We start from the raw sequence: 26,032 nt of genomic DNA, 5'->3' as shown, positions 1-26,032 counted from the left end.
GCCCCACCCAGCGAGAAGCCGGCCGTCGCGCCGGCTCTTGCTTTTTATAACCTGACATCGTGCATGCCATGAACCGACCCATCATCGCGCTGACCTGCGGCGAACCGGCAGGTATCGGTCCCGAGATTTCGTTGCGTGCCGCCTGGGCGCTGCGCCACGAGATACGCTGCGTGCTGCTGGGCGATGCCGCCCTGCTGGCACAGACGGCGTTCGATATCGATCCCGCCATGCGGGTGGCGGCGCTGTCGATACAGGCCTGGCGCAACAGCGGCTTGCCCGCCTTCCCGGAGGATTGCCTGACCGTCATCGATTGCCCGGTGGCCGAACCGGTGCGCCCCGGTCGGCTCGATGCCCGCAACGGTCGTGCCGTGCTGCAGACGCTGGACCTGGCAGTGGAGGGCGCGCGCCTGGGGCAGGGTGGGTTCGCCGCGATTGTCACCGCGCCGCTGCAGAAGAGCACCATCAACGATGCCGGTGTCGCGTTCACGGGGCACACCGAATACCTGGCCGAAGTCACCTCAACCCCGCAAGTGGTGATGATGCTGGCCGGCGGCGAGTCGCCGCACCTGCGCGTGGCGCTGGCCACCACCCACCTGGCCTTGAAGGATGTGCCGGCGGCCATCACCGAAGCCAGCCTGGCGCGCACGCTGGACATCATCGATGCCGATCTGCGCGGTAAGTTCGGCATCGACCGGCCGCGCATCCTGGTCACCGGTCTCAACCCGCATGCCGGTGAAAACGGCTACCTGGGACGCGAAGAGATCGACGTCATCGGCCCCGCATTGCTGGCCGCCCAGCAGCGCGGCATCGACGCCCGCGGCCCGTATCCGGCCGACACGCTGTTCCAGCCCAAATATCTCGAAGAGGCCGATTGCGTGCTGGCGATGTACCACGACCAGGGCTTGCCGGTGCTGAAATTCGCCAGCTTCGGGCATGGCATCAATATCACCCTCGGCCTGCCGCTGATCCGCACCTCGGTCGATCACGGCACCGCACTCGACCTGGCCGCACGCGGCCTGGGTCATGCCGATCACGGCAGCATGCTGGTGGCCATCCGTGCCGCAGCCGACATGGCCCGCCGCCAGGCCGAACAACTTTCCGTAGCGAGCAAGACATGAAACATATTCCCCGCAAGCGCTTTGGCCAGAACTTCCTGACCGACGGCCAGGTACTGGACGACATCATCAGCGCGATCGCCCCTGCGGCCGACGATGCGATGGTCGAGATCGGTCCCGGGCTGGCCGCGATGACCGCGTTGATCCTGCAGGAGGTGCGCCATCTGCACGTGGTCGAACTCGACCGCGACCTGGTGGTGCGTCTGCAAAAGCGTTTTGATCCCGCGAAGCTGACGATCCATTCGGCCGATGCGCTCAAGTTCGACTTCGGCAGCATTCCGGTGCCGCAGGGACGCAAGCTGCGGGTGGTGGGCAACCTGCCCTATAACATCTCCAGCCCGCTGCTGTTTCACCTGGCCAGCATTGCGCCGCAGGTCGCCGACCAGCATTTCATGCTGCAAAAGGAAGTGGTCGAACGCATGGTTGCCGAGCCTGGCAGCAAGACCTACGGCCGGCTGTCAGTCATGCTGCAATGGCGCTATCGGATGGACCTGCTGTTCGTGGTGCCGCCCACCGCATTCGATCCACCGCCCAAGGTCGATTCGGCCATCGTGCGCATGATCCCGCTGGCGCAGCCGCTGGCGTGTGACCAGGCGCTGCTGGAGCAGGTGGTGACCAAGGCGTTTTCACAGCGCCGCAAGGTGATCCGCAATTGCCTGGCGGGCCTGTTCTCGGAAGAACAGCTGGTGCAGGCCGGCATCGATCCGCAACTGCGCCCCGAAACCATCCCGATGGAGCAGTACGTGGCCCTGGCCAACCAGCTGCAGGCGCGCCAGTCCTGATCGGGGCCGGCAGGGGCGCCGGTTGCAGAAAGTCACAATTCGGGTGCGACTCGTAAGAACTGTAACCAAGTTATTTATTCGACGTTTTTCGAGATTTGCTGGCTTATATTTGAAACGTGCCGCGAGCTAGCGGACTTTTGAAACAGGAGCCAATCATGGCCAGCAAAAAAATAGCATCGGTATTGATCGCAACCACTCTTCTGGCTTCGGCTGCCGTGGTGAGCGCGCCCGCGATGGCGCGAGACCATGGTGGCGGCGGCAACGGCCTGGCTATCGCAGCCGGCATCATTGGCGCGGTGGCGGTCGGATCGATGATCGCCAACGCCAATTCCGCCCCAGCACCGCAAGCCTATTACCAGGCGCCGCCGCAGCAGGTGTATTACCAGGCGCCGCAACCGGTCTACTACGAGCAGCCGCGCTACTATGCGCCGCCGCCACGTCCGGTGCAGTACGTGGAGCGTCGTGAAGTGCGCACCTATACCTACGAAGATCGGCCTTATTACTACGGTCGTTGATCGCGCTGGATAGCGCAGACATCCGTTCTTGAGGAAAGGCGGGCGACTCCGAAAGGAGCGCCCGCCTTTGTCGTTGCGGCCATATGGATGGTCAGTGTTGCGCGCAGACGTTGGGTAATTCCTTGCCCATGCTGATCAACGGCAACGCGGCTGCCACCGGAGCGACCAGCGCCAGGGCCGCTGCGGCGCCGGCGCGGGCCAGCAGCGGGCCCTTGTAGGGGGCGATCTCAGGCTTGCTGAAAGGGCCCTTGGCGTAAAGCGGCGTGCGCAAGGTGAATACCCGCAACTCGCGCGATTGCGGACGAATATCCAGATCCAGCTGCTCCTGCGCCAGGTCGATGTGGCCGGTGACATCGATGACGGCATCATCGGTATCGACCACGAACTGCTTGAAGTGCGCCTGGCCTGCCTTGACATCGATATCGGCCACCGCGCAATTGAGGTGCACCTGGCGGTCGCGATACAGCTTGGCAAACACCGCGTCGGCTACGTTCAGGCCGGCCGCTTCCAGGATGAACTTGCTGACTGCACCTTCGCTCACCCGGGCCTTGACGCCGCCTTCGGCCGAGGCCAGCAGGGCGGCGATCGAATTGCCGGTGCCGGCCAGTCGTGCATGGGCATCGAGTTGTCCGAAGCTGCCTTGCATCGACGCCAGCGATGGAAACAGCTTTCTCAGGCGCAGCGCCTGCGCCTCCAGTTCAGCCTGGGCGCGCATCTGTTTTTGTCTGGCATCCATCGTCACCCGCCCGTCCACCCGGCCCTCGGCCAGCGCGAAATGCAACGGGTCGATGGTCAGCAGGCGATCTTTCAGGTGCAACACGAAGCGCAGGTCTTGCAGTGCGATCTTGGGCAGTTGTTCGACGCGCTGGGCGGTGACGGTGATGTCGGCATCCATGGCATCCCATTTCTCGGGGTCGAACTGGCGTGATGACAACGTACGATCGGGTTTGCTGCCTCGGCGTTTTTCCTGCTGGCCGAGGCTCGGCACCAGGTCGCCCGGCATCAGCTTGTCGGACTGGATCGTGGCGCGCAATATCGGGCGCGGTTCGCGCTGCAGGTACTGCGCCTCGCCACGGATATCGCTGTGGCCGATGCTGCCGGCAAACTTCCTGTAATGCCAATCCCATTGCGTGGCCGTGAGATCGGCACGGGCGCCGCTCAACTGTCCACTGACCTGGAACGGCGCGGTAGCCGGCAGCGGCACCCGGGTAGCAGGATAGAGATCGGCCAGGCTGTCGCCTGAAAGGCCAAGTTTCAATTCGAATTCGAGCAGGCGGCGCGGACTCGGCAGCACCCCCGACAGCACCACATGGGTCTTGCCGACCTTGCCCTCGGCACGCAGCGGAAAACGCCCGTCGTCGTTGAGCAGGCCGATCAGTGCGCCGCCCTGGCCGGCGCCGTCGACGGTGGCATCGCGAAACTTGCCGCTGATGCCGAACTGCACGAGCAGGTCGTTGACGTCATCCTTGATATGGACGCCAGCAGCGCCGGACAGCGGGGTGGTGTCGAAACGCAGATCGAGGTCGAGTGGGCGGTCGACATAGCGGATGTCGGCATGGTCGAACGCCAGGCGACGGATATCGACGCTCCAGCGCGGTTCGGGACGGTCGGTAAAGCGCCAGTTCTTGCGGCGCTCGGCATCGCGTTCCAGGACGATGACGGGTTGCACCAGGTGCAGGTCGGTGATGTTCCAGCGCTGGCGTAGCAGCGGCAGGAGGTCGAAGGTCATGTCGACCGACGCGGCGCGGGCCAGATGCTGGTCCGCCGTAGCCCACGACGGATTGCCGATCGTCACGTCGCGGGCGAGCAGCCGCAGCCGGGGAATGAAGCGGGTCGAGGTCGGCTCGGTGTCAGGGCCGTGTGCCCATGCCAGCTGGGCGTCGCCATCGATGCGAATCTCACGCTGCAACACCTCGGAGAAGCGTTGCGTCAGCCACGGCTTGGCGTGGTTCCAGTTGTAGTTCGCCACGAATAACGCCAATGCAGCGGCCAGCCCCGCCAGGGCGGCCATGGTCCATGCCAGGATGCGCAAGAGCAGCAGGAAGCGATGATGCACGCAAGTCTCCATCACGCCGTTCTGGTATCAGGCGGATTGGTTAGAGGGGACGCGCCGTGCCGGCGGCACGGATGGGTCCAGGCTCAACAGTATCGGGCCTGGACGAGCGCCATCCTATAGGCGCCGCGGCCATGCTGGTGTAGGTCATCGCGCAACCTGGCCCGCCATCGCGTCACGGCAGAACATATCGGTATGACGGGTGACCTGGTCGAAGGCGGCGATGGCGCCCGCGGTGGCCCGGGCGTCCTCGGCGGGCGACAGCGCCACGCTGTCGAGCTGGGCGACAAAGGCACGCCAGCTGGGCGCCCGGCCTGCTTCATGAGGCGCCAGGTGGCGCGCGCCATGCTGGCCGTCGAAACCCAGTGCGGCGGCGGCCTTGAAGAGGAATGCTGCGCCCAGGTTCGAGCCTTCTTCCACGTACAGCCAACCCAATGCGGTGGGCCGGTCCAGTGTTGCCCCGGCGACAAACACCGGCGGCGCCGTCAGCGCGGGCAGCGCCAGGCCGAGGTCGGCCAGGTCGCGTTCTATCTGCCGCAGCCGGGCGCGCGCCTGCAGGCCGGGAAACCAGTGATTCAACTGCACGTCGTCGAACAGCGCCGCGACGTCGCGATGGAAGGCGTACTGCATCTGGACGAATGCGCCGTAGCGCTGACGCGATCCGAACGGATCGAACTGCATGATCCCGCTGTCGAGCCGCTGGTGGGCGGCATGCGTCGCGGCTTTGAGGGCGGCCGCGCGGGAAGCGGCGGGGAGGGTGTCTAAGGGAGTGCTCATCTGGTTCCTGGCGTGGTGTGGCAGGGACGATACCAAAATCGCCGGCATCGTGCTGCGCTTGACCGATTCCAGGCGCTTAAACGGGGTGAATTGATCATTGCGACCAGGAAATAGTCGCTGTTTCAGTGAGATGTTTATCGAAATGGTTGCGTGACTGCGACGAAAACCTCGCTTTCATCACAAAAACTGGCTTGGAGCGGGCTTGTCCGGTATAATCAGCACCCTGCTTGCCAAGTATGTTGAAAGTCTTTGGCTATTCTCACCTGTCTTGCCATCCCGGCAACGCTGTCTGATCCTCGCCCAATATCTTTCATACGGTCTGCCTTAAGGTCAAGCCGTGCTTCTGATCGCATCGCGTGAAGAATGCCACCTTGATTGGCCCGTTTCCGATGCGTCATATCCAGCGTTTGGTAATTCAGCCCGGATTCAGCCCGGCGAGCATCGATTCTGGTTAAAATCTGCCAGCTTCGACATAACGGTTTTATTAGCGTATCCAGCAGGGCCTTGGTGGCCTTGTATTCCGTACATCTGCCCAGGAGATTCAATGGCAAAAGAAGAATTGATCGAAATGCAAGGCCAAGTAGAAGAAGTCTTGCCCGACTCGCGCTTCCGGGTCAAGTTGGAAAATGGCCATTCCCTGATCGCATACACCGCAGGCCGCATGAAGAAGAACTTCATCCGTATCCTCGCCGGCGACAAGGTGACACTCGAGCTGTCCCCTTACGATCTGAACAAGGGACGCATCACTTTCCGTCATATCGAAAACCGCACCCCAGGCGGTCCGCGCACCAACTTCCGTCGTCGTTGAGATGCGTGGCCCCCGGCCACTGCAGGTTTGAACGTTGAATGTTGAACACCGGCGGTCGTCGCCGTTGCTTCAATTGAAAAAGGCTGGTTCCTGAATCCATCAGGAACCAGCCTTTTTTGCTGTGCGGATCGGGCCCCCGATCCGACTCCCTCGGCGCCGCGCCTGTGCATCACCTGTGCATTGCCTGCATAGCCATTGTGGGCAGAAGCTGTCTTATCAGCCAGGTCTCCCAGTCTTAATCTTCTTCCTGCCGCAAGTCACTTTGCAACCGGCATCAACCCAAGGAAGAAGACCATGCAATCCATTCACTACGATCCGCTTTACCTCTTCATCAATGGCGCCTGGCTGGGCGCTGGTGAACGAGACACCGCCGCCGTCATCAATCCTGCCAATGGCGTCACCCTGGGCCGGCTGCCGCTGGCGACCGCCGCCGATCTCGACAGCGCGCTGGACGCCGCCCGTCAGGGCTTCGATGTCTGGCGCCGCACCGTACCCGCCGAGCGCGCTCGCATCATGCGTGCCGCCGCGACGCTGATGCGTGAACGGGCCGAGCACATCGCTACCCAGATGACGCTGGAAGAAGGCAAGCCCCTGGCCGAGAGCCGCGACGAGGTGCTGCGCGCCGCAGAATACTTCGAATGGTTTTCGGAGGAGGCCCGCCGCATCGATGGCCGCGTCGTTCCCGCCAATCGTCCCGGCGTGCAGCAACTGGTGAAACGGCAGGCCATTGGTCCGGTGGCGGCCTTCACCCCCTGGAATTTTCCCGCCATCACGCCTGCCCGCAAGTTGTCGGCCGCACTGGCAGCCGGTTGCAGCGTCATCCTCAAGCCCGGTGAAGAAAGCCCGGCCACGGCCCTGGCGCTGGCCCGCTGCCTGGACGATGCCGGCCTGCCCAAGGGCGTATTGCAAATCGTCTTCGGTGTGCCAGATATGGTATCGGCGCGCCTGATTGCCTCACCCATCATTCGCAAGGTGGCTTTCACCGGCTCGATACCGGTCGGACGCCTGCTCTCCGAGCGGGCCGCCGCAGGCGTGAAACCGATCACGCTGGAGTTGGGCGGCCATGGGCCGGTGCTGGTCTTCGATGATGCCGATGTCGATGCTGCTGCCAGCGGCGGCGCGGCCAACCGTTTCCGTGGCACCGGCCAGATCTGCATCTCGTCGACCCGTTTCCTGATCCAGCGCGGCGTCTATGACCGCTTCGTCGAGCGCTTCGTCGCCGCGACCAACGAGCTGGTCATCGGCGATGGCATGCAGGCCGGCACGCAAGTCGGTCCGCTGGCGAACCCTCGCCAACTGGCCAAGATGGAATCGCTGGTGGCCGACGCCGTGGCGCAAGGCGCCAGGCTGCTGACCGGCGGCAAGCGCATCGATCGCCCCGGTTATTTCTTCGAGCCCACTGTGTTGGCAGACGTGCCGATGAGCGCACGCATCATGCACGAAGAGCCGTTCGGCCCCATCGCCGTGCTGCGCCCCTTCGCGTCTTTCGAGGACGGCCTGGCCGAAGCCAACCGTCTGCCCTATGCCCTGTCGGCCTATGCCTTTACCCGCGATGCACGCACCGCCATCGATGTCGGCGATCAACTGGAGGCAGGCATGATCGGCATCAACCAGTACCGCATCGTCGCCACCGAGCTGCCCTTTGGCGGCATGAAGGAAAGTGGCCACGGTTCGGAAGGCGGGGCCGAAGGCATCGGGCATTACCTGACCAACAAATTCATCAGCCAGATCTAACTGATTAACGAAAGCAGAACATCATGAACGCCATCGATTTCACCAGTCCTCGCGCCGCCGCTCGCCACTTCACGCCCAAGCTGTCCGATTTTGTCGAGCAGCCCCTGTATTCGTCGGTCTGGAGCGACCCCGACCTGGCGCTGCGGGACCGCAGCCTGATCACCATCGCCTGCCTGATCGCGATGAACCACGCCAACGAACTGCCGGCCCACCTGAAGCGCGGCATCGAAAACGGATTGACCAAAACCGAGTTGAGCGCGGCCATTACCCACCTGGCCTTCTATGCCGGTTTTCCTGCGGCCATTACCGCCTCCGCCTACGCCAACGCTGCGTTCGCAGAAGACCCGCCAGCTTGATCGAAGCGCGTATCCAACGGTGCGGTCGCGCATCCGGCGCGACCGAACTGGACTGAATTACTCAGATTACTTAGATAACTTATTGCAGGAGCCACGATGAAAGCCATCACCTTTGACCAGTTCGGCGCCACCGACGTCCTCAAGATCAACGAAGTCCCCGAACCTGGTTTGCGCCCCCATGATCTGCTGGTGCGCACCCGCGCCGCCGGCGTGAACCGCGCCGACCTGACGCATCGCCGAGGCGGCTACGGCTGGCCCGACTTCGGCGACTCCACCATCATGGGGCTCGAAATCGCCGGCGACGTCATCGCCGTCGGCGCCGACGTGCAGGGCTACGCCGTGGGCGACCGCGTGATGGGCATCGTCGGCGGTGGCGCCTACGCCGAAGTCTCGCGCATCGATTACCGCATGGCCATGCCGATTCCCGTTGGCGTGGGCTACATCCAGGCCGCCGCCATCACCGAAGTCTTCGTCACCGCCCATGAAGCGTTGATCCACCTGGGCCAGCTGCAAGCGGGGGAGACGGTACTTGTGCATGCCGGCGTGGGCGGCGTGGGCGGCGCGGCGGTGCAACTGGCGCGTGCCATGGGCGCGACCGTGTTCGCCACCGCCCAGGCTGGCGCGCATGACCTGGCGCGCCGCCTTGGCGCAGATCATCCCATCGATTACGAGCACGAGGATTTTGCCGAAGTCGTCAACCGGCTGACCGACAATCGTGGCGTCGACGTGATCCTCGACTTCATCGGTGCGCCTTACTTCGAACGCAATGTGAATTCACTCAACTTCGGTGGCCGGCTGGTGCAGATCGGCATCATGGGCGGCATCGAGAATGCCAGGATTCCACTCGACCGACTGCTTTATCGTCACCTCAAGATCATCGGCACCGTGATGAAGTCACGGCCGCAGCAAGTCAAGCACGACATGTCACGCCGTTTCAAGGAACGCTGGTTGTCGCAGTTCGGCCCCAATGGACTGAGCCCGATCATCGACAGCGTGTTTCCGCTGGCCGAAGCCGGCGCTGCGCACAAGCGGATGGAGGATGGCCTCAATGTCGGCAAGATCGTATTGACGACCTGAAGAGGGCGCCACTACAGTCGTTGCCACCGAATCACCCGGCACCAATAAAAAATGCCCGCTGCATGCAGCGGGCTTCATGGCTTCAGTCGGCCGCGCCGGACTGTTCCTTCTTCTGGATGAACTCGATCTTGTAGCCGTCGGGATCAGTCACGAACGCAATCACGGTCTTGCCGTGCTTCATCGGACCTGCTTCGCGGGTGACCGCGCCGCCCTTTTGCTTGACGGCGTCACAGGCGGCATAAGCGTCGTCGACTTCGATGGCGATATGGCCATAGCCGCTGCCCAGGTCGTAGCTCTTGGTGTCCCAGTTATGGGTCAATTCCAGCACCGTGGTATCGCGTTCGTCGCCGTAGCCGACAAAGGCCAGGGTGAACTTTCCATCCGGATAATCGTTGCGTCGCAACAGTTTCATGCCCAACACGTTGGTATAGAAATCGATGGACTTGTCGAGGTCACCGACGCGCAGCATGGTGTGCAACATTCTCATTTGGCTTTCCTTCCTTGGCTGGTTACTTGAGACGTGCGCATTATCGCCCATTTGCCCGCATCCCGTAGCGCTCCCACCCCGTCTCACGCTGCGCTGCGCGTCAGACTGCCGAGATAGGCAATTCAGTGTTCGTCCGATGTCGCACCCCTGCGCGCAAGACTAGACTCTTCGATTTAATCCAAAGGGATGTCATGCACAGCAAGGTCGACGCCGTGGCTCCGGTGCAGGACGATATCCAGGTCAACTGGTGGGTGGTGGCCCTGGTGCTGCTGCTGGGCTTTGCATTGCTGGGTTGGTGGAGCGCATCCGACACCCGTGTGTGGAGTGCCCTCTCGGGCGGCCTGGCTGCCGCCGGCGCGACTGCGCTGGGGACCTTGCCCCTGTGCTTTTCCAAACGTTTTTCATCGCGTGCTGCCGATTGCTGCATGGGCTTCGGCGCCGGCGTCATGCTGGCCGCCTCCGTCTTCTCGCTGATCATTCCCGGCCTGGAGGCCGCCCGCAATGGCGGCGCAAGCCAGCCGATGGCCAGCGTCATCGTCGGCGCCAGTGTCATCATCGGCGCGGCGCTGGTGTTGCTGCTGCAAAGCATCGGTCATGTCGGCGACGACCAGCAGTCGCGCGAGCAGGCCGCATTGCGCAGGGTCTGGTTGTTCGTGCTGACAGTGGGTTTGCATAACCTGCCGGAAGGTCTTGCCATCGGCGTGGCTTTCGGCGGCGTCGCGCCCGAGCAGGCATCGGTGCTGACCTTCGGCATCGCGCTGCAGGATATCCCCGAAGGCATGATCGTGGCCACCGCACTGCTCAGTATCGGTTATTCGAAAACCGATGCGGTAGCCTGCGGCATCCTGTCCGGACTGGTCGAGCCGCTGGCCGCAGTGGCCGGGGCGGCACTGGTCTCGGTGTCGACCGCATTGCTGCCGTGGGCGCTGGGTGGCGCCGCCGGCGCCATGCTGTTCGTGCTGGCGCACGAGGTCATTCCCGATCCGCACCGCCGTCACTTCGCGCTGCCCGCCACCTGCTGCCTGATCGGTGGATTCGTGTTGATGATGGGGCTGGATACGGCGCTGTCGTGATCAGCATCAGCCGATACCGATCACTCAAGCACCGTCGCCCTGACGAAAGTCAGGGCCCAGTGACTTTCATCTCTCTCCTTGGTCTTTCAGGCTTTCAGCGCCCGCTGAACACCGCTGCCCGCTTTTCCTTGAAGGCAGCAATCCCTTCCCGCCGGTCGTCACTCGCGGCCAGCAATGAAAACGATTTGCGCTCGAACTGCAGTCCGGCATCCAATCCCAGTTCGTAGGATTTGAGCAGGGCTTCCTTGGCCAGTCGCAACGCCAGCGGCGACTTGCTGGCGATCGTCGTGGCTAGCGCCAGCGTGCGCGACAAGGCGGCTTCGTCATCCACGACTTCGGCCACCAGGCCGGCCGCCAGCGCCTCGTCGGCGCCGATGAATTCGCCCGATAACACCATCTTCATCGCCAGCGGTTTGCCGACCGTGCGAATCAGGCGCTGCGTGCCACCGGCGCCGGGGATAGTGCCGAGATTTATTTCAGGCTGGCCTATCTTGGCGCCGCGTCCGGCGATGGCGATGTCGGCATGCATCAGCAACTCGCAACCCGCGCCCAATGCATAGCCGGTGACGGCGGCCAGCAGCGGCTTGCCGAAGCTGGCAATCGTGCGCCAGTATTGCGGGCGCACGTCGAGCTGGGTCTCGATGGCGCCGCGTTCGGCCAGTTCGTTGATGTCAGCGCCGGCAGCAAACACCTTGAGGTTGCCGCTGATGACGACGGCCCGAATCCGGCTATCGGTTTCGGCCGCCGCGAGTGCGCCGGCGATCTCCTGCAAGGTCTGGTTGCGCAAGGCATTGCGCACCTCGGGCCGGTTCAGCACGATGTGCAACAGATGCTCGCCATGCCGCTCGAGCAGGATGTCCTGGGGAGGCTGTGTCATCTGCATCACACCCGCTCGATCACCAGCGCAATGCCCTGGCCCACGCCGATACACATGGTGCAAAGCGCATAGCGTCCACCGATCTTTTCCAGCTGGTTGATGGCGGTGGTCACCAGGCGTGCGCCGGATGCACCCAGCGGATGACCGATGGCAATGGCGCCACCGTTCGGATTGACCCGCGCATCGTCATCGGCCAGGCCGAGGTCGCGGGTCACCGCCAGCCCCTGCGCGGCAAAGGCTTCGTTGAGTTCGATCACGTCCATTTGCGCCAGCGTCAACCCGGTCAGTTGCAGCACCTTGCGCGAGGCCGGCGAGGGACCGAAGCCCATGATGCGCGGCGCCAGGCCCGCCGTGGCCATGCCCAGCACCCGGGCACGCGGCGTCAGGCCGTGCTGCTTGACGCCAGCGGCCGAGGCCAGCAGCAATGCGCAGGCGCCATCGTTGACGCCCGAGGCATTGCCGGCCGTCACGCTGCCATCGGGACGCACCACGCCCTTCAGGCGCGTGAGGCTGTCGATGCTGGTATCGGGGCGAGGGTGCTCATCGACCGCGATCACCTTCGGGTCGCCTTTCTTCTGCGCGATGCTGACCGGAGCGATTTCGCGATCGAAATAACCGGCCTCGTGGGCAGCGGCCCAGCGCTGCTGGCTGCGTACTGCGAAGGCGTCCTGGTCGGCACGATTGATGCCGAACTCCTGCGCCACGTTTTCGGCGGTCTCCGGCATCGAGTCGACACCGTACTGCGCCTTCATCAGCGGATTGATGAAGCGCCAGCCGATGGTGGTGTCGAACATCGCCGCGCTGCGGGCGAAGGCGCTCTCGGCCTTGCCCATCACGAATGGCGCGCGCGTCATGCTCTCGACGCCGCCGGCGATCAGCAACTGCGCCTCGCCGGCCTTGATGGCGCGCGCGGCCATGCCGACGGCGTCCAGGCTGGAGCCGCACAGGCGATTGACGGTGGTGCCCGGCACTTCCACCGGCAGGCCCGCCAGCAGGCCGGCCATGCGGGCCACGTTGCGGTTGTCTTCGCCGGCCTGGTTGGCGCAGCCGTAGATGATGTCGTCGACTTGCGACCAGTCGACGCCCGGATTGCGCTGGATCAAGGCGCGGATGGGCTCGGCTGCGAGATCATCGGCACGTACCCCGGCAAGCGCGCCGCCGAAGCGGCCGAAGGGGGTGCGGATTGCGTCACAGATGAATGCGTCCATGGAATTCCTTGCGAATTGGATTAAGAGGTCAGGCCGGTTGCGCAATCTTCGGACGCTGGTCGATCACGCGTCGCGCCTTGCCCACGGCGGTGCGCTCGATCTTGCCCGATTCGACGATGCTGACCTGGGTGCTGATGCCGACATAGGTCTTGATGTGATGCTGCAGTTCGTTCTGCAGGGCCGCGATCTGCTCGCTCGAGCTGGGCGCGCCCGGGCGCAGTTCGGCCAGCACCGCCAGGGTGTCGAGATGGCCGTTGCGGTTGACCAGCAGCTGGTACTGCGGCGCCAGTTGCGGCATCTTGAGGATCAGTTCCTCGATCTGGGTCGGGAACACATTGACGCCGCGAATGATCAGCATGTCGTCCGAGCGACCGGTGATCTTGCCGATCCGGCGCATCGAGCGCGAGGTGGGCGGCAGCAGGCGCGTCAGGTCGCGGGTGCGATAACGGATGATGGGCAGGGCTTCCTTGGTCAGCGAGGTGAACACCAGTTCGCCTTCCGAGCCGTCGGGCAGCACTTCACCGGTGTCGGGGTCGATGATCTCGGGATAGAAATGATCTTCCCAGATGACCGGACCGTCCTTGCTCTCGATGCATTCGCTGGCCACGCCCGGCCCCATCACTTCCGACAAGCCGTAGATATCCACCGCATCAATGCCTGCGCGGGTCTGGATCTCGGCGCGCATGGCGTCGGTCCATGGCTCGGCGCCGAAGATGCCGACCTTCAACGAACTCTTGGCCGGGTCCAGGCCCTGGCGCTGGAATTCTTCGATCACGTTGAGCATGTAGGAAGGCGTGACCATGATGATGTCAGGCTTGAAGTCCTGGATCAGCTGGACCTGTTTCTCGGTCTGTCCACCCGACATCGGGATCACGGTGCAGCCCAGTTTCTCGGCGCCGTAGTGCGCGCCCAGGCCACCGGTGAACAAGCCATAGCCATAAGAGATATGCACGATGTCACCGCGCCGGCCGCCGGCGGCGCGAATCGAGCGCGCCACGACGGTGGCCCAGGTATCGATATCGTTCTGGGTATAGCCGACCACGGTCGGCTTGCCGGTGGTGCCGCTGGAGGCATGCACCCGCACCACCTGCTCACGCGGCACGGCAAACATGCCGAATGGATAATTGTCACGCAGTGCCTTCTTGCCGGTGAACGGAAACTTCGACAGGTCCGACAGCGACTTCAGGTCATCCGGATGCACGCCGGCGGCATCGAACTCGGCACGATAGTGCGGCACGTTTTCATAGGCGTGTTTCAGCGTCCATTGCAGGCGTTGCAGTTGCAGCGCCTGCAGTTCGTCACGGCTGGCGGTTTCGATGGGTTCGAGTTCGCCCGCTTCGGGCTTTTGCTTAGGCATGATGGTCTCCAATTTGAATTGCTTGTTCTGTGTGCTGACGCTTGATCTCTAACTGGCCCCTGCGACGACTTCGCCCTTGATGCGATACGACTTGCCGCGAAACAGGGCGATCTTCTTGCCGTCCTGGTTGCTCACGGTGATGTCGTAGACGCCGGTGCGGCCCGCCAGCGCCTGCTCTTGCGCTTCGGCGGTCAGCACGTCGTTGGCGAAGGCCGGCGCGACGTATTCGATGCTGCAGCCGGATGCCACCGTGTTGAGGTTGCGGCTGTTGCACGAGAACGCAAAGGCGCTGTCGGCGAGGGTAAAGATGAAGCCGCCGTGGCAGGTCGAGTGGCCGTTGAGCATGTCGCTGCGCACCAGCATCGACAGCCGCGCATAGCCGGGCTTGACCTGATGGATCTTCATGCCCAGCGACTGGGTGGCGTTGTCGCGTGAATACATTGCCTGCGCGGCGGCGTCGGCCAGTGCCTGGGCCTGCTCGGGTGTGGGTTCCTGCAGTTGCGGTGTCGCGATATCAGCCATGAAAATTTCTCCCGCTGGCGGTGAGGCGTTGGATCAGGGGCGAGACCCGATAACGGTCTTCGCCATAAGTCGTGCTGAGATGGGTCAGTACCGTGGCGACGGTGGCCACGCCGATGGCGTCGGCCCAGGCCAGCGGCCCGCGCGGATAGTTGACGCCCTTCTGCATCGCCATGTCGACATCGGCCAGGCTGCACACGCCTTGATGGACCGTGTCGGCTGCCTCATTGGCCAGCATGGCCACGGTACGCATGACGGCCAGCCCGGGGATGTCATCGATGCGCGTGACGACATAAGCGGCTTGCTGCAACAGGGCCACGATGGCGTCGAATGCGCTATCGCTGCATTGATCCGCACGCGCCACGGCAAGCCGCCGGGCGCTGCCATAGTCGAGTGCCAGGTCGACCAGCACGATGTCCCGCTGGCCATCGTCCTGCGCGCGCCGGGTGGCGCTGCGGCCATCGGTCAGGTACAGGCGGGCCTCGCCCACCTGGGCCAGCAAGCCATCTTCGCTGGCCGTTTGCGGCGCCAGTCCTGTGCGCTCGGCCAGGGTCCTGACCAGCGCGTGGTCGCCAAACAGTTGTGCCTGTTCGCGTGCGGCCGGGCGCGCCGCTTCGGCGTCGGCATCGGGCACGCTGGCGCTGCCGTCGTAACGATAGAAACCGCGTCCACTCTTGCGTCCCAGGAAACCGGCATTGACCAGTTCCTGCTGGATCAGCGAGGGCGTAAAGCGCGGGTCCGTGAAGTAGGCCTGGAACACCGATTGCGTCACCGCAAAGTTGACGTCGTGCCCGATCAGGTCCATCAACTCGAACGGCCCCATGCGAAAGCCGCCGGCCTCGCGCAGCACGGCATCGATGGTGGCCGGGGTGGCCGCCTGTTCATTGAGCAGGCGCAGCGCCTCGGCATAGTAGGGACGGGCCACCCGGTTGACGATGAAGCCCGGCGTCGACTTGGTGTGCACCGGGTTCTTGCCCCAGGCGCTGGCGGTGTCGGCCAGGCGCTGCGCCAGCGTCGCATCGGTGGCCAGGCCGCTGATGATTTCGACCAGCGCCATCAACGGCACCGGATTGAAGAAATGCATACCCACCAGTCGCTGCGGCAGGCGCAATGCGGCGCCGATGCTGGTGATCGAGATCGACGAAGTATTGCTGGCCAGGATGCAGTCGTCGTCGACGATGCCTTCCAGTTGCGAGAACAGCGCGCGCTTGACGTCCAGGTTCTCGACGATGGCCTCGACCACCAGCGCCGCGCCGGCCAGGTCTTCCAGCCGGCTGGCAGGCTGCAGTCGGGCGCTGGCGTCGCTGGCGGCCTGGGCCGTCATCTTGCCCTTGGCGGCCAGCTTGTCGAACATGCCGGCGATCTCGGTGATGGCGCGATCGACCGCTGCCGGACGGTTGTCGAACAGTTGTACGGTGTGACCGGCGGCGGCGGCCACCTGGGCAATCCCGGCGCCCATGGTGCCGCTGCCGATGACGGCGATGCGGGCGGTGGTGGGCAAGGTGTTAGTGAATTGGCTCATGTTCATTGCCCGGTGAATTGCGGTGGCCGTTTTTCGAGGAAGGCGGCCACGCCTTCGCGATAATCGCGGCTGGCGCCCAGGGCGCGCATGCTGTCGCGTTCCAGGTCCAGCTGTTGCTCGAGCGTATTTGCCGGGCTTTGATAGAGCGCGGCCTTGGTGTGCGCCAATCCCTTGGTCGGCGCCTTGGCAAAATGCTGCGCCATGGCGCGTGCCTGTTCCTGCAGCTTGTCGTCGTCGATGCATTTCCAGATCAGGCCCCATTGCTCGGCCTGCTCGGCACTGATCTTGTCGCCCAGCAGCGCCATGCCCATCGCTCGCGCGGTGCCCAGCAGGCGTGGCAGGAAGTAAGTGCCCCCGGTGTCGGGAATCAGTCCCAGCTTGCAGAACACTTCGACGAACGAGGCCGAACGCGCCGCCAGCACGATGTCGCACGCCAGCGGAATGTTGGCGCCGGCGCCGGCGGCCACGCCGTTGACCGCGCAGATCACCGGAAACGGCAGCGCACGCAGGGTCTTCACCAGCGGGCCATAATATTTTTCGATCGATTCACCCAGGTCGACGGCGTCGTCGCCCGGCTTGACGGCCCGGTCCGACAAGTCCTGGCCGGCGCAGAAACCGCGTCCGGCGCCGGTCAGCAACAGCACCCGCACGCTGCTATCGGCCTTGACCTGTTCGAGCGCGTCGCGCACTTCGAGATGCATCGCCACCGTGAAGCTGTTGAGCTTGTCGGGACGGTTGAGGGTGATGACGGCCACGCCGTCGGTATTTTCAAAGAGGATCGATTCGTAGGTCATGGCGTAGGCGGTGAGAGTGGTCGAGGGCGCTGCCGGCGGCTGGGGCGCCCGCTCAGGTGTCCTGGTCGAAATCCAGCAGCAGCTTGTCGGTGACCGGGAAGCTCTGGCACGACAGTACGAAGCCGCGCGCGATCTCATAGTCTTCGAGGCAGTAGTTGGCGTCCATGTCGACCTTGCCATCGACCACCTTGCAGCGGCAGGTGGCGCACACGCCACCCTTGCACGAATAACGCATGTCGATGCCATGGCGCAGGCCGGCATCGAGCAGCGATTCCTTTTCCTTTTCCATGGTGAAGACGGTGTGATAGCCGTCCACCACCACCGTCACTTCGCATTCCTGCTTGCCCACTACCGGGCGTGCCGCCTGGGCCTTGTGCTTGGGCGTGCTGGCGGCGAACAGTTCCATCTTGATGTTGGACTTGTCCAGGCCATGCGCCTGCAGCGATGCCGACGCCGCGTGCAGCATCTCTTCCGGTCCGCACAGGAAGGCGGCGTCGATGTTGTCCAGGTCGATCCACTTGGCAAAGAACTGGTCGCACTTCTCGCGGGTGATGCGGCCGTTGAACAGTTCCACGTCCTGCTGCTCGCGACTCATCACGTAGACCACGTTGAGCCGTTCCAGGTAGGTGTCCTTGAGGTCGGTCAGTTCTTCCTTGAAGATCACCGAGGACGAGGCGCGATTGCCATACACCAGCGTGAAGCGGCTGTGCGGCTCGCTCTGCAGCGTGGTCTTGATGATCGACAGCATCGGCGTGATGCCGCTGCCGGCGGCGAAGGCCAGGTAATGCTTGTGGTTGTCGGCGTCCAGCGGCAGGTTGAAGTGCCCCATCGGCGGCATCACCTGGATGCTGTGGCCGGCTTTCAGGGTCTCGTTGGCCCAGGTCGAGAACACGCCGCCCTGGGTGCGCTTGATGGCGACCCGCAGTTGCCGGTCCTGCACCGCCGAACAGATCGAGTAGGAGCGACGCAGGTCTTCGCCATCGACGTCGGAGCGCAAGGTCAGGTGCTGGCCCTGCTGGTACTGGAAGGTCTGCTTGAGGTCATCCGGCACGTCGAACGAGACGACGATGGTGTCGCGCGTCTCGTTCTTCACGCTGGCGATGGTCAGTGGATAGAATTTGCTCATGATGTCGATTCTTTTTAGTCGATTGGCGACGGTCAGTGCGCCTTGAAATAATCGAACGGTTCCTTGCAATCCCGGCACTGGTAGAGCGACTTGCAGGAGGTCGATCCGAACTGGCTGATCAGCGACGTATTGTGCGAGCCGCAGTGCGGGCAATCGACTTGCGCCGCCCGCATGCCACGGCGGCTGATGCCGCTGATGTCGATCACCTGCTGCGCCGGTGGCGCAATGCCGTAGCCCTTCAGTTGCGACTTGCCGTGTTCGCTCATCCAGTCGGTGCTCCAGGCCGGCGCCAGTTGCGTGCGGATTTCTACCTGCTGCACGCCATGCTGGCCGAGCACCGCCACGATATCGCTGGCAATGACGCTCATGGCCGGGCAGCCCGAATAGGTCGGGGTGATGACGATGGTGCATTGCGCCTGGCCATCGGCGTTCTCGGCGAGCTCGACATCGCGCACGATGCCGAGATCAACCACCGAGATCACCGGGATCTCAGGGTCCGGAACCTGTTCCAGCCATTGCCATATCCGTGCGCGCAGTGACGGTTCAGCCAGTGGCAGGGCGCTGGCGTTCACCAGGTCGCTCCCGGATAGGCGCGTTGCAGGAACTGCATTTCCGCCAGCAGGTAACCCAGGTGTTCGCTGTGCCGGCCCTGCTTGCCGCCGCTTTGCATCCAGGCCTCGGGCGAGGGCATCTGCAGGGTCGCTTCGCTCAACACTTCAGCCACATGCGCGAGCCACTTGCCGCGCAATTCGTCCGATGACGGCGCGTCACCGGCGTCGATCACGGTCTGCTCGACGGCATCGACGGCAAACATCTCGCCGGTGTACATCCACAGCCGGTCGATGGCTTGTTGCATGCGGCGCTGCGACAGCTCGGTGCCATCGCCCAGGCGCACCACCAGGTCGGCGCTGCGGCGCACGTGATAGGTCACTTCCTTGATCGACTTGCCGGCGATCTCGGCGATGCGGGCGTCGTTGGCGCGGGTCAGCGCTTCCAGCAAGAAGTAATGCCAGGTATCGAAGAAGAACTGGCGCGCCACCGTGTCGGCATAGTTGCCGTTGGGTTGTTCCACCAGCAGCAGGTTGCTGAACTGATGGGCGTCACGCAGGTAGGCCAACTGGTCTTCGGTGCGTCCTTCTCCTTCCAGTTCACCGGCGTAGCTGAGCCACATGCGGGCCTGGCCGATCAGGTCCAGCGCGACATTGGTCAGCGCCATGTCTTCTTCCAGCGCCGGACCCTTACCGCACCATTCCGACAGGCGCTGCGACAGGATCAGGGCGTTGTCGCCCAGGCGACGCACGTATTGAGCTTTATCCGACATGCCGTTCTCCGTGATGGGCATTACAGGTTCTTCACTTCTTCCGGCATCGGGAAGAAGGTCGGGTGGCGGTACACCTTGTTGTTGGCCGGCTCGAACAGGGCGCTCTTGTCGCCCGGGCTGCTCGAGACGATGTCGGCCGCGCGCACCACCCAGATACCCACGCCTTCGTTGCGGCGGGTATAGACATCGCGCGCATTGTTGATCGCCATCTCGCCGTCAGGGGCGTGCAGGCTGCCGACGTGCTTGTGTGCCAGGCCATGCTGGCTGCGGATGAACACTTCCCACAGGGGCCATTCTTTACTCATCATCTCTTCCTTGTCTGGCGATTTGTTCTTGGATCCGTCAGGCCTCAGGCGGCCTGGCGTGATTGCTTCTTCTCGGCGTGCGCCACCAACGCGTCGCGGAACCACTCGCCATCGTCGTAGGCTTGCTTGCGGGTCTGCAGGCGCTCGCGGTTGCAGGGGCCGTTGCCGCGCAATACGTTATTGAATTCATCCCAGTCGATGGCGCCGAACCGGTAATGGCCGCTCGCCTCATCGAACCTGAGCTCGGGGTCGGGAATCGTCAGGCCCAGGTATTCGGCCTGGGGCACGGTCTGGTCGACCATGCGCTGGCGCAGCTCATCGTTGGAAAACAGCTTGATGCGCCACTGCGCAGATTGCGCGCTGTTGACCGAGGCCGCGTCGGACGGCCCGAACATCATCAGCGACGGCCACCACCAGCGGTTCAGCGCATCCTGCGCCATCTGCTTCTGCTCGGGCGTGCCGCGGCACAGCGCCATCATGATGTCGTAGCCCTGGCGCGCATGGAACGATTCTTCCTTGCACACCCGCACCATGGCGCGGGCGTAGGGGCCGTACGAACAGCGGCACAGCGGAATCTGGTTGATGATGGCCGAGCCATCCACCAGCCAGCCGATGGCGCCCATGTCGGCCCACGACAGGGTGGGGTAGTTGAAGATGCTCGAATACTTGGCCTTGCCCGAATGCAGGTCGCCCAGCAACTGGTCGCGCGACACGCCCAGGGTTTCGGCGGCGCTGTAGAGGTACAGGCCGTGGCCGGCCTCGTCCTGGATCTTGGCCAGCAGCACGGCCTTGCGCTGCAGCGTCGGCGCCCGCGTGACCCAGTTGGCCTCGGGCAACTGGCCCACGATCTCGGAGTGGGCATGCTGCGAGATCTGGCGTACCAGCGTCTTGCGATAGGCGTCCGGCATCCAGTCCTTGGGTTCGATCTTGACGCCCTCGTCGATGCGGGCCTGGAACGCCTGCTCTTCGGGGCTCATGTCTTCCATGCCCTGGACCTTCTTCAGGCCCGTCTCTACCAGTTGTGCGTACATGGTGTTGTCCTCCATGAAATGATTCGGTGGTCGTGCCGGCGGCACGCGACCTGGCCGGCCTGCCATGGGCATCGACCGGGGATTGTTGTATTGCTAGGCCTGCTTGGCCGCGATCAGTGGTTCGACGAAGGGCGCCGCCAATTTCGGCCGCCCGGCTTCGACGGCGGCCAGGGGTTGCACTTCCTGCATGCTGCTCAGGCAGCGCCGGGTCAGGTCTTGATAGGTGCGGGTGCCTTCCTGCTTCCAGGCGATCTCTTGCGCGCTGAGCTCACGGATCTGCTTGGCCGGCACGCCTGCCACCAGCGTACGGGGGGCGATCTTCATGCCGGCGCGCACGAATGCGCTGGCCGCCACGATGGCCTGTTCGCCTACCTCGGCGTCGTCCATCACCACCGCGTTCATGCCCACCAGGGCGTCACGTCGCACGATGCAGCTGTGCAGTACGGCGCCATGGCCGATATGGCCGTTCTCTTCAATGATCGTGTCGTGCGCGGGAAAGCCATGCACCACGCAGGTGTCCTGCACGTTGGCGCCGCGCTCCAGCACGATGCGGCCGAAGTCGCCACGCAGGCAGGCGGCCGGGCCGATATAGCAATCGGGGCCGATGATGACGTCGCCGATCAGCACGGCAGTCGGATGCACGTAGGCGCTCGGGTCCACTACCGGGATCACACCTTCTATCGAATAGCACGGCACTGCGGTCTCCTTGGTTGCGTGGCTGCTCTGGCGGACTGTAGCGCTTCAATGGTCACAGTCCACGCGGGGCTTTCGCTGCGCTCGGCGGGCTTTTCTTGTCTTGGTCGGGGTGCTTTTCGGCATCCTCTGGATGCCGAAAAAACCATTTGCCTGACGCCGGTTTTTAGGGAATAATAATTTCAACCGACCGGTCGGTCAATAATGTTTTGAAGTTTTTTTGTGCATGAGCACCGATCAGGTCAAGGCAGCGAATGATTTTGCAGGTGCAGTAGCAATGCGCAGTAGTGGTCTGGCAGGGCAACGACGGTCATTCCAGATTTTTTGCATCCAAGCGACAACACAGCACGCCGGGACGCCGGGTTCGCGCTAGCGCGCGATTCATAGGCGCTGCACAGGCGATGTCGCGATTGGCCCCTGATTTGCGGCACAATCACGGCTTTGCAAAAAAACATAAGGATGAACGCCATGCCACGCAAGCGTGCAGCAGGATTTGACAATCAGCGCGAGCACATCATCGAGCAGGCAGCGGCGCTGTTCGCGCGCAATGGTTTTGCCGGCACCTCGATGAACGGCGTGGCAGAAGCATGCGGCTTGTCCAAGGCGGCGCTGTATCACTATGTGTCGGACAAGGTGCAGTTGCTGATGTACATCTGCGAAGGCCACATCGAACGCCTGGGCGCGCTGGTCGACGAAGTCGAGCAACTGAACCTGGCGCCGGAGCCGCGCCTGCGCATGATGGTGCAGCGTTTCGTGGAAGAGTATTCGGATGCCCAGAACGAGCATCGGGTGCTGACCGAAGACGTGCGCTTCCTGGCGCCGCAGGACCAGGAGCGCATCTTTGCCGGCGAGCGCCGGGTGGTCGAAGCGATGGCGCAGGCGATGGTCGGCGTGCGTCCGGAACTGGAAGCGGCGCGCATGGCCAAGCCGCTGACCATGCTGTTGTTCGGCATGATCAACTGGATGTTCATGTGGTTGAAGCCGGACGGCGAGCTGACCCATGAACGCATGGCCTCGGTGGTGTCGGACCTGCTGTTTGGCGGCATCGGTGCAGTCGACCTGATGCCGGAAGCAAAGAACAAGAAATGACGTGAACTCCCCTGAGAGGTGGTGGCGTCATTTCGGCAAGACGTGCAGCGCCCGGCAGGCCAGCCGGCGCCACGAGAAGTGACAAGAACATCAACCAAGGAGACTGTTCATGAAATTCGTTCGCAAGCTGACTGCGTTGGTCCTGCTGGGTTGCACCGGCGCCGCAATGGCCGACATCAACGTCGGCGTCACCGTGTCCACCACCGGCCCGGCCGCCTCGCTGGGAATCCCCGAGAAGAACACGATTGCCCTGCTGCCGACCAGCATCGCCGGCCAGAAGGTCAACTACATCGTCCTCGACGATGCCTCCGACACCACCCAGGCAGTCAAGAACACCCGTCGCTTCATCACCGAAAACAACGTCGACCTGATCATCGGCTCGACCGTCTCGCCCAATTCGCTGTCGATGATCGAAGTGGTCTCCGAAGCGCAGACCCCGATGATCTCGCTGGCCGCCTCGGCGCGCATCGTCGAGCCGATGGATGCCAAGAAGAAGTGGGTCTTCAAGACCCCCCAGAACGACATCATGATGTCGCTGGCGATCGTCCAGGACATGGTGGCGCGCGGCTACAAGCGTATCGGTTTCATCGGTTTTTCCGATGCCTATGGTGAAGGCTGGTACACCGAATTCAGCAAGGCCGCAGCGTTGAAGAAGGTCGAAGTGGTCGCCAACGAACGCTTCTCGCGTACCGACACCTCGGCCACCGCGCAAGCGCTGAAGTTAATCTCGGCCAAGCCTGACGCGATCCTGATCGCCGGCTCTGGCACGCCCGCCGTGGTGCCGCAGCGTGCCCTGGCCGAACGCGGCTACAAGGGCCAGATCTACCAGACCCACGGCGTGGCCAATGCCGACTTCCTGCGCGTAGGCGGCAAGGTGCTGGATAACACATTGCTGCCGGCCGGCCCGGTGCTGGTGGCGGCGCAACTGCCGGCCGACAACCCGATCCGCAAGGTGGCGCTGGACTACACCACCAAGTACGAAGCGGCCCATGGCAAGGACAGCGTCTCGCTGTTCGGCGGCTACGCCTGGGATGCCGGCCTGCTGCTGCAGGCGGCGGCCCCCGAAGCACTGAAGAAGGGCAAGCCTGGCACGCCTGAATTCCGCGCTGCGTTGCGTGACGCGCTGGAAGCGTCCAAGAACGTCAACGGCGTGCATGGCGTGTACAACATGTCGGCCACCGATCATCTGGGCCTGGATCAACGCGCCTCGGTGATGGTCAAGATCGTCAACGGCGCCTGGAAATACCAACCGTAATTGCATGCCCGCGAAGCGCGTCGGCCACGACCGGCGCGCTTCGTTTCAGCCTCAACGGCAAGCATCTTGCCGCCAACCGGAATTGCCATGACTGCACAATCCACGCTCTTGCAGAGCTTCATCGCCGGCCGCTGGTTCGGTGAAACCCCGGCCCAGGCGTTGCACAGCGCCGTCAACGGACGCCAGATCGCCAGCACCCACAACGAAGCGATCGACTTCGGCGAAGCGCTCGACCATGCGCGTCGCACCGGCCTGCCTGGCTTGCTGAAGCTGGATTTCCAGCAGCGCGCCGCGATCCTCAAGGCGCTCGCCAAGTACCTCAACGAGCACAAGGAAAAGTTATACACAGTCTCGGCCCACAGCGGCGCCACCCGCGCCGATAGCTGGATCGACATCGAAGGCGGCAGCGGCACGCTGTTTGCCTATTCCAGCGTTGGCGGCAACGAGTTTCCGTCGTCCAACCTGGTTCACGAAGGACCGGCCATCCCGCTGGGCAAGCAGGGCCGGTTCGCCGGTACCCACATCCTGGTGCCGCGTGGTGGCGTGGCCGTGCATATCAATGCGTTCAATTTTCCGGTCTGGGGCATGCTCGAGAAGTTTGCGCCGACCTTCCTGGCCGGTATGCCCTGCATCGTCAAGCCGGCCACCGCCACCAGTTACCTGACTGAAGCCGCCGTGCGCCTGATCAATGAATCGGGCCTGCTGCCGGCTGGCAGCCTGCAACTGGTGATCGGCTCCACCGGCGACCTGCTGGATCGCCTGCAGGGGCAGGACGTGGTGACCTTCACCGGTTCGGCCGATACCGCCGCCAAGCTGCGGGTGCACCCCAACCTGATTCGCCAGTCGATTCCCTTCAATGCCGAAGCCGACTCGCTGAACTGCGCCATTCTTGGTCCCGACGTGTCGCCTGACGATGAAGAGTTTGATCTCTTCGTCAAGGAAGTGGCGCGCGAGATGACCACCAAAGCCGGCCAGAAATGTACTGCCATCCGCCGCGCCATCGTGCCGCGCCAGCACATCGATGCGGTCGCCGAGCGCTTGCGCGCGCGCCTGGCCAAGACGGTGGTGGGTGACCCGTCGGTAGAGGGCGTGCGCATGGGGCCGCTGGCATCGAAGGCGCAGCAACACGATGTGGCAGAACGGGTGGCGCGGCTCAAGCAGGGCGCCGAACAGGTATTTGGCGCCAGCGACGGTTTTTCGCCGCAGGGCGATGGCGTCTCCGATGGCGCTTTCTTCGCGCCGACCCTGCTGTTGTGTCGCGACAGCGCCAATGAAGCGGTGCACGACGTCGAGGCCTTTGGCCCGGTCAGCACCCTGATTGCCTACGACGACCTCGACGGCGCGCTGGACCTGGCCGCACGCGGTCGAGGCAGCCTGGTGGGCAGCCTGGTCACGCGCGACCCGGCGGTGGCGGCCAAGGCCATTCCGGTAGCCGCTGCCTGGCACGGTCGCCTGCTGATCCTGGACCGCGAAGCCGCGGTCGAGTCGACCGGCCACGGTTCGCCCTTGCCACAGTTGAAGCATGGCGGCCCCGGGCGCGCCGGTGGCGGCGAAGAGCTGGGTGGTTCGCGCGCCGTGAAGCACTACCTGCAACGCGCCGCGGTACAGGGTTCGCCCACCATGCTGGCCGCCGTCGTCGGCGAGCACGTGCGTGGCGCGGCGGTGCGGGAATCGGCCATCCACCCGTTCCGCCATCACTTCGAAGACCTGCAGATCGGCGACTCGCTGCTGACCCACCGGCGCACCGTCAGCGAAGCCGACATCGTCAATTTCGGCGGTCTCTCGGGCGATTTCTTCTACATGCACTTCGACGAGATCGCCGCGAAGGAATCGGTCTTCGGCAAGCGCATCGCGCACGGTTACTTCGTGCTGTCGGCGGCGGCCGGGCTGTTCGTGTCGCCCGCGCCGGGACCGGTGCTGGCCAACTACGGCCTCGACACGCTGCGCTTCGTCAAGCCGGTCGGGATCGGCGACACCATCCAGGCGCGCCTGACCTGCAAGCGCAAGATCGATCGCAACAAGACCGATGTCAATGGCGTCGGCCAGGGCGTCGTGGCGTGGGACGTCGAAGTGAGTAACCAGGACGGCGAGCTGGTGGCGTCGTATGACATCCTGACGCTGGTATCAAAGAAAAACTAATAAAAGCCGCAGTCGAGGG

26 protein-coding genes are annotated in these 26,032 nt (G+C 63.7%); 11 read left to right on the top strand and 15 right to left on the bottom strand.

Going from position 1 to position 26,032, the window contains the following annotated elements:
- Positions 1-68: 68 nt before the first annotated feature.
- The 3 genes from pdxA (at position 69) to LBW87_RS13930 (ending at position 2,412) form a co-directional block, all read left to right on the top strand.
- Positions 69-1,118, top strand: coding sequence for a 4-hydroxythreonine-4-phosphate dehydrogenase PdxA (gene pdxA / locus LBW87_RS13940; protein ID WP_225202090.1), 1,050 nt, complete (start codon positions 69-71; stop codon positions 1,116-1,118).
- Positions 1,115-1,897: a 16S rRNA (adenine(1518)-N(6)/adenine(1519)-N(6))-dimethyltransferase RsmA gene (gene rsmA, locus LBW87_RS13935; RefSeq protein WP_225202089.1), complete on the top strand. Its 783-nt coding sequence runs from the start codon at positions 1,115-1,117 to the stop codon at positions 1,895-1,897. The genes pdxA and rsmA overlap by 4 nt, the downstream gene beginning before the upstream one ends.
- A 155-nt stretch (positions 1,898-2,052) precedes the next feature.
- Positions 2,053-2,412: a hypothetical protein gene (locus LBW87_RS13930; protein ID WP_225202088.1), complete on the top strand. Its 360-nt coding sequence runs from the start codon at positions 2,053-2,055 to the stop codon at positions 2,410-2,412.
- A gap of 91 nt (positions 2,413-2,503) precedes the next feature.
- Here LBW87_RS13930 and LBW87_RS13925 read toward each other — a convergent pair whose 3' ends face one another.
- Positions 2,504-4,468, bottom strand: coding sequence for an AsmA family protein (locus LBW87_RS13925; RefSeq protein ID WP_225202087.1), 1,965 nt, complete (start codon positions 4,466-4,468; stop codon positions 2,504-2,506).
- 144 nt (positions 4,469-4,612) lie between these two features.
- Positions 4,613-5,242 (bottom strand): biliverdin-producing heme oxygenase, encoded by a 630-nt coding sequence (locus tag LBW87_RS13920; protein WP_225202086.1) that lies wholly within the window; start codon positions 5,240-5,242, stop codon positions 4,613-4,615.
- A gap of 544 nt (positions 5,243-5,786) precedes the next feature.
- On the opposite strand from LBW87_RS13920, the gene infA reads away from it, so the two are divergent.
- The 4 genes from infA to LBW87_RS13900 all read left to right on the top strand — a co-directional run bounded on the left by infA (position 5,787) and on the right by LBW87_RS13900 (position 9,217).
- Positions 5,787-6,050 (top strand): translation initiation factor IF-1, encoded by a 264-nt coding sequence (gene infA / locus LBW87_RS13915; protein WP_008118619.1) that lies wholly within the window; start codon positions 5,787-5,789, stop codon positions 6,048-6,050.
- Positions 6,051-6,344: 294 nt separating this feature from the next.
- Positions 6,345-7,784 carry an NAD-dependent succinate-semialdehyde dehydrogenase gene (locus LBW87_RS13910; RefSeq protein ID WP_225202085.1) on the top strand — a complete coding sequence of 480 codons (1,440 nt, stop codon included), beginning with the start codon at positions 6,345-6,347 and terminating at the stop codon, positions 7,782-7,784.
- 23 nt (positions 7,785-7,807) lie between these two features.
- Complete coding sequence (locus LBW87_RS13905; protein ID WP_225202084.1) at positions 7,808-8,140, top strand: carboxymuconolactone decarboxylase family protein; 333 nt, start codon at positions 7,808-7,810, stop codon at positions 8,138-8,140.
- Between the two features lie 96 nt (positions 8,141-8,236).
- Positions 8,237-9,217, top strand: a complete 981-nt coding sequence (locus tag LBW87_RS13900) for an NAD(P)H-quinone oxidoreductase (RefSeq protein ID WP_225202083.1) — start codon at positions 8,237-8,239, stop codon at positions 9,215-9,217.
- An 82-nt stretch (positions 9,218-9,299) separates the two neighbouring features.
- On the opposite strand, the gene gloA is transcribed toward LBW87_RS13900, so the two are convergent.
- The gene (gene gloA / locus LBW87_RS13895; RefSeq protein ID WP_225202082.1) at positions 9,300-9,704 is read right to left on the bottom strand and encodes a lactoylglutathione lyase; all 405 of its coding nucleotides are present in this window, start codon (positions 9,702-9,704) and stop codon (positions 9,300-9,302) included.
- A gap of 191 nt (positions 9,705-9,895) precedes the next feature.
- Between gloA and LBW87_RS13890 the strand changes: the two genes are divergently transcribed.
- The gene (locus LBW87_RS13890; protein WP_225202081.1) at positions 9,896-10,777 is read left to right on the top strand and encodes a ZIP family metal transporter; all 882 of its coding nucleotides are present in this window, start codon (positions 9,896-9,898) and stop codon (positions 10,775-10,777) included.
- Between the two features lie 94 nt (positions 10,778-10,871).
- Here LBW87_RS13890 and LBW87_RS13885 read toward each other — a convergent pair whose 3' ends face one another.
- The 12 genes from LBW87_RS13885 to paaY form a co-directional block, all read right to left on the bottom strand.
- A complete protein-coding gene (locus LBW87_RS13885; RefSeq protein WP_413927649.1) occupies positions 10,872-11,654 on the bottom strand; it encodes an enoyl-CoA hydratase-related protein in 783 nt (260 codons plus the stop codon).
- 5 nt (positions 11,655-11,659) lie between these two features.
- Positions 11,660-12,862, bottom strand: a complete 1,203-nt coding sequence (gene pcaF, locus LBW87_RS13880) for a 3-oxoadipyl-CoA thiolase (RefSeq protein ID WP_225202079.1) — start codon at positions 12,860-12,862, stop codon at positions 11,660-11,662.
- A 28-nt stretch (positions 12,863-12,890) separates the two neighbouring features.
- Positions 12,891-14,219 (bottom strand): phenylacetate--CoA ligase PaaK, encoded by a 1,329-nt coding sequence (gene paaK, locus LBW87_RS13875; protein ID WP_225202078.1) that lies wholly within the window; start codon positions 14,217-14,219, stop codon positions 12,891-12,893.
- A gap of 48 nt (positions 14,220-14,267) precedes the next feature.
- Positions 14,268-14,741, bottom strand: a complete 474-nt coding sequence (paaI, locus tag LBW87_RS13870; RefSeq protein WP_225202077.1) for a hydroxyphenylacetyl-CoA thioesterase PaaI — start codon at positions 14,739-14,741, stop codon at positions 14,268-14,270.
- On the bottom strand, positions 14,734-16,266 hold the full coding sequence (gene paaH / locus LBW87_RS13865; RefSeq protein WP_225202076.1) for a 3-hydroxyacyl-CoA dehydrogenase PaaH: 1,533 nt from the start codon (positions 16,264-16,266) through the stop codon (positions 14,734-14,736). Before paaH ends, paaI begins: the two co-directional genes overlap by 8 nt.
- Entirely contained in the window at positions 16,263-17,054 is a 792-nt protein-coding gene (gene paaG / locus LBW87_RS13860) for a 2-(1,2-epoxy-1,2-dihydrophenyl)acetyl-CoA isomerase PaaG (RefSeq protein ID WP_225202075.1), read from the bottom strand. The genes paaH and paaG overlap by 4 nt, the downstream gene beginning before the upstream one ends.
- 52 nt (positions 17,055-17,106) lie before the next feature.
- Positions 17,107-18,180, bottom strand: a complete 1,074-nt coding sequence (gene paaE / locus LBW87_RS13855; RefSeq protein ID WP_225202074.1) for a 1,2-phenylacetyl-CoA epoxidase subunit PaaE — start codon at positions 18,178-18,180, stop codon at positions 17,107-17,109.
- A gap of 32 nt (positions 18,181-18,212) precedes the next feature.
- On the bottom strand, positions 18,213-18,752 hold the full coding sequence (gene paaD, locus LBW87_RS13850) for a 1,2-phenylacetyl-CoA epoxidase subunit PaaD (RefSeq protein WP_225202073.1): 540 nt from the start codon (positions 18,750-18,752) through the stop codon (positions 18,213-18,215).
- On the bottom strand, positions 18,749-19,501 hold the full coding sequence (paaC, locus tag LBW87_RS13845) for a 1,2-phenylacetyl-CoA epoxidase subunit PaaC (protein WP_225202072.1): 753 nt from the start codon (positions 19,499-19,501) through the stop codon (positions 18,749-18,751). The genes paaD and paaC overlap by 4 nt, the downstream gene beginning before the upstream one ends.
- Before the next feature lie 20 nt (positions 19,502-19,521).
- The gene (gene paaB, locus LBW87_RS13840) at positions 19,522-19,806 is read right to left on the bottom strand and encodes a 1,2-phenylacetyl-CoA epoxidase subunit PaaB (RefSeq protein ID WP_008118638.1); all 285 of its coding nucleotides are present in this window, start codon (positions 19,804-19,806) and stop codon (positions 19,522-19,524) included.
- Positions 19,807-19,850: 44 nt separating this feature from the next.
- Positions 19,851-20,837, bottom strand: coding sequence for a 1,2-phenylacetyl-CoA epoxidase subunit PaaA (paaA, locus tag LBW87_RS13835; protein WP_225202273.1), 987 nt, complete (start codon positions 20,835-20,837; stop codon positions 19,851-19,853).
- 93 nt (positions 20,838-20,930) lie between these two features.
- Positions 20,931-21,533: a phenylacetic acid degradation protein PaaY gene (paaY, locus tag LBW87_RS13830; protein WP_225202071.1), complete on the bottom strand. Its 603-nt coding sequence runs from the start codon at positions 21,531-21,533 to the stop codon at positions 20,931-20,933.
- 465 nt (positions 21,534-21,998) lie between these two features.
- Between paaY and LBW87_RS13825 the strand changes: the two genes are divergently transcribed.
- From LBW87_RS13825 to paaZ, 3 genes are all read left to right on the top strand, one after another.
- Complete coding sequence (locus LBW87_RS13825) at positions 21,999-22,619, top strand: TetR/AcrR family transcriptional regulator (RefSeq protein ID WP_225202070.1); 621 nt, start codon at positions 21,999-22,001, stop codon at positions 22,617-22,619.
- A gap of 109 nt (positions 22,620-22,728) precedes the next feature.
- Positions 22,729-23,874 (top strand): ABC transporter substrate-binding protein, encoded by a 1,146-nt coding sequence (locus LBW87_RS13820; protein ID WP_225202069.1) that lies wholly within the window; start codon positions 22,729-22,731, stop codon positions 23,872-23,874.
- 87 nt (positions 23,875-23,961) lie between these two features.
- Complete coding sequence (gene paaZ, locus LBW87_RS13815) at positions 23,962-26,013, top strand: phenylacetic acid degradation bifunctional protein PaaZ (RefSeq protein WP_225202068.1); 2,052 nt, start codon at positions 23,962-23,964, stop codon at positions 26,011-26,013.
- Positions 26,014-26,032: the final 19 nt, after the last annotated feature.

The organism is Herbaspirillum sp. alder98 (genome assembly GCF_020179755.1).
Lineage (GTDB): Bacteria > Pseudomonadota > Gammaproteobacteria > Burkholderiales > Burkholderiaceae_D > Herbaspirillum.
This window is presented reverse-complemented; position numbering and strand designations above follow the sequence as displayed.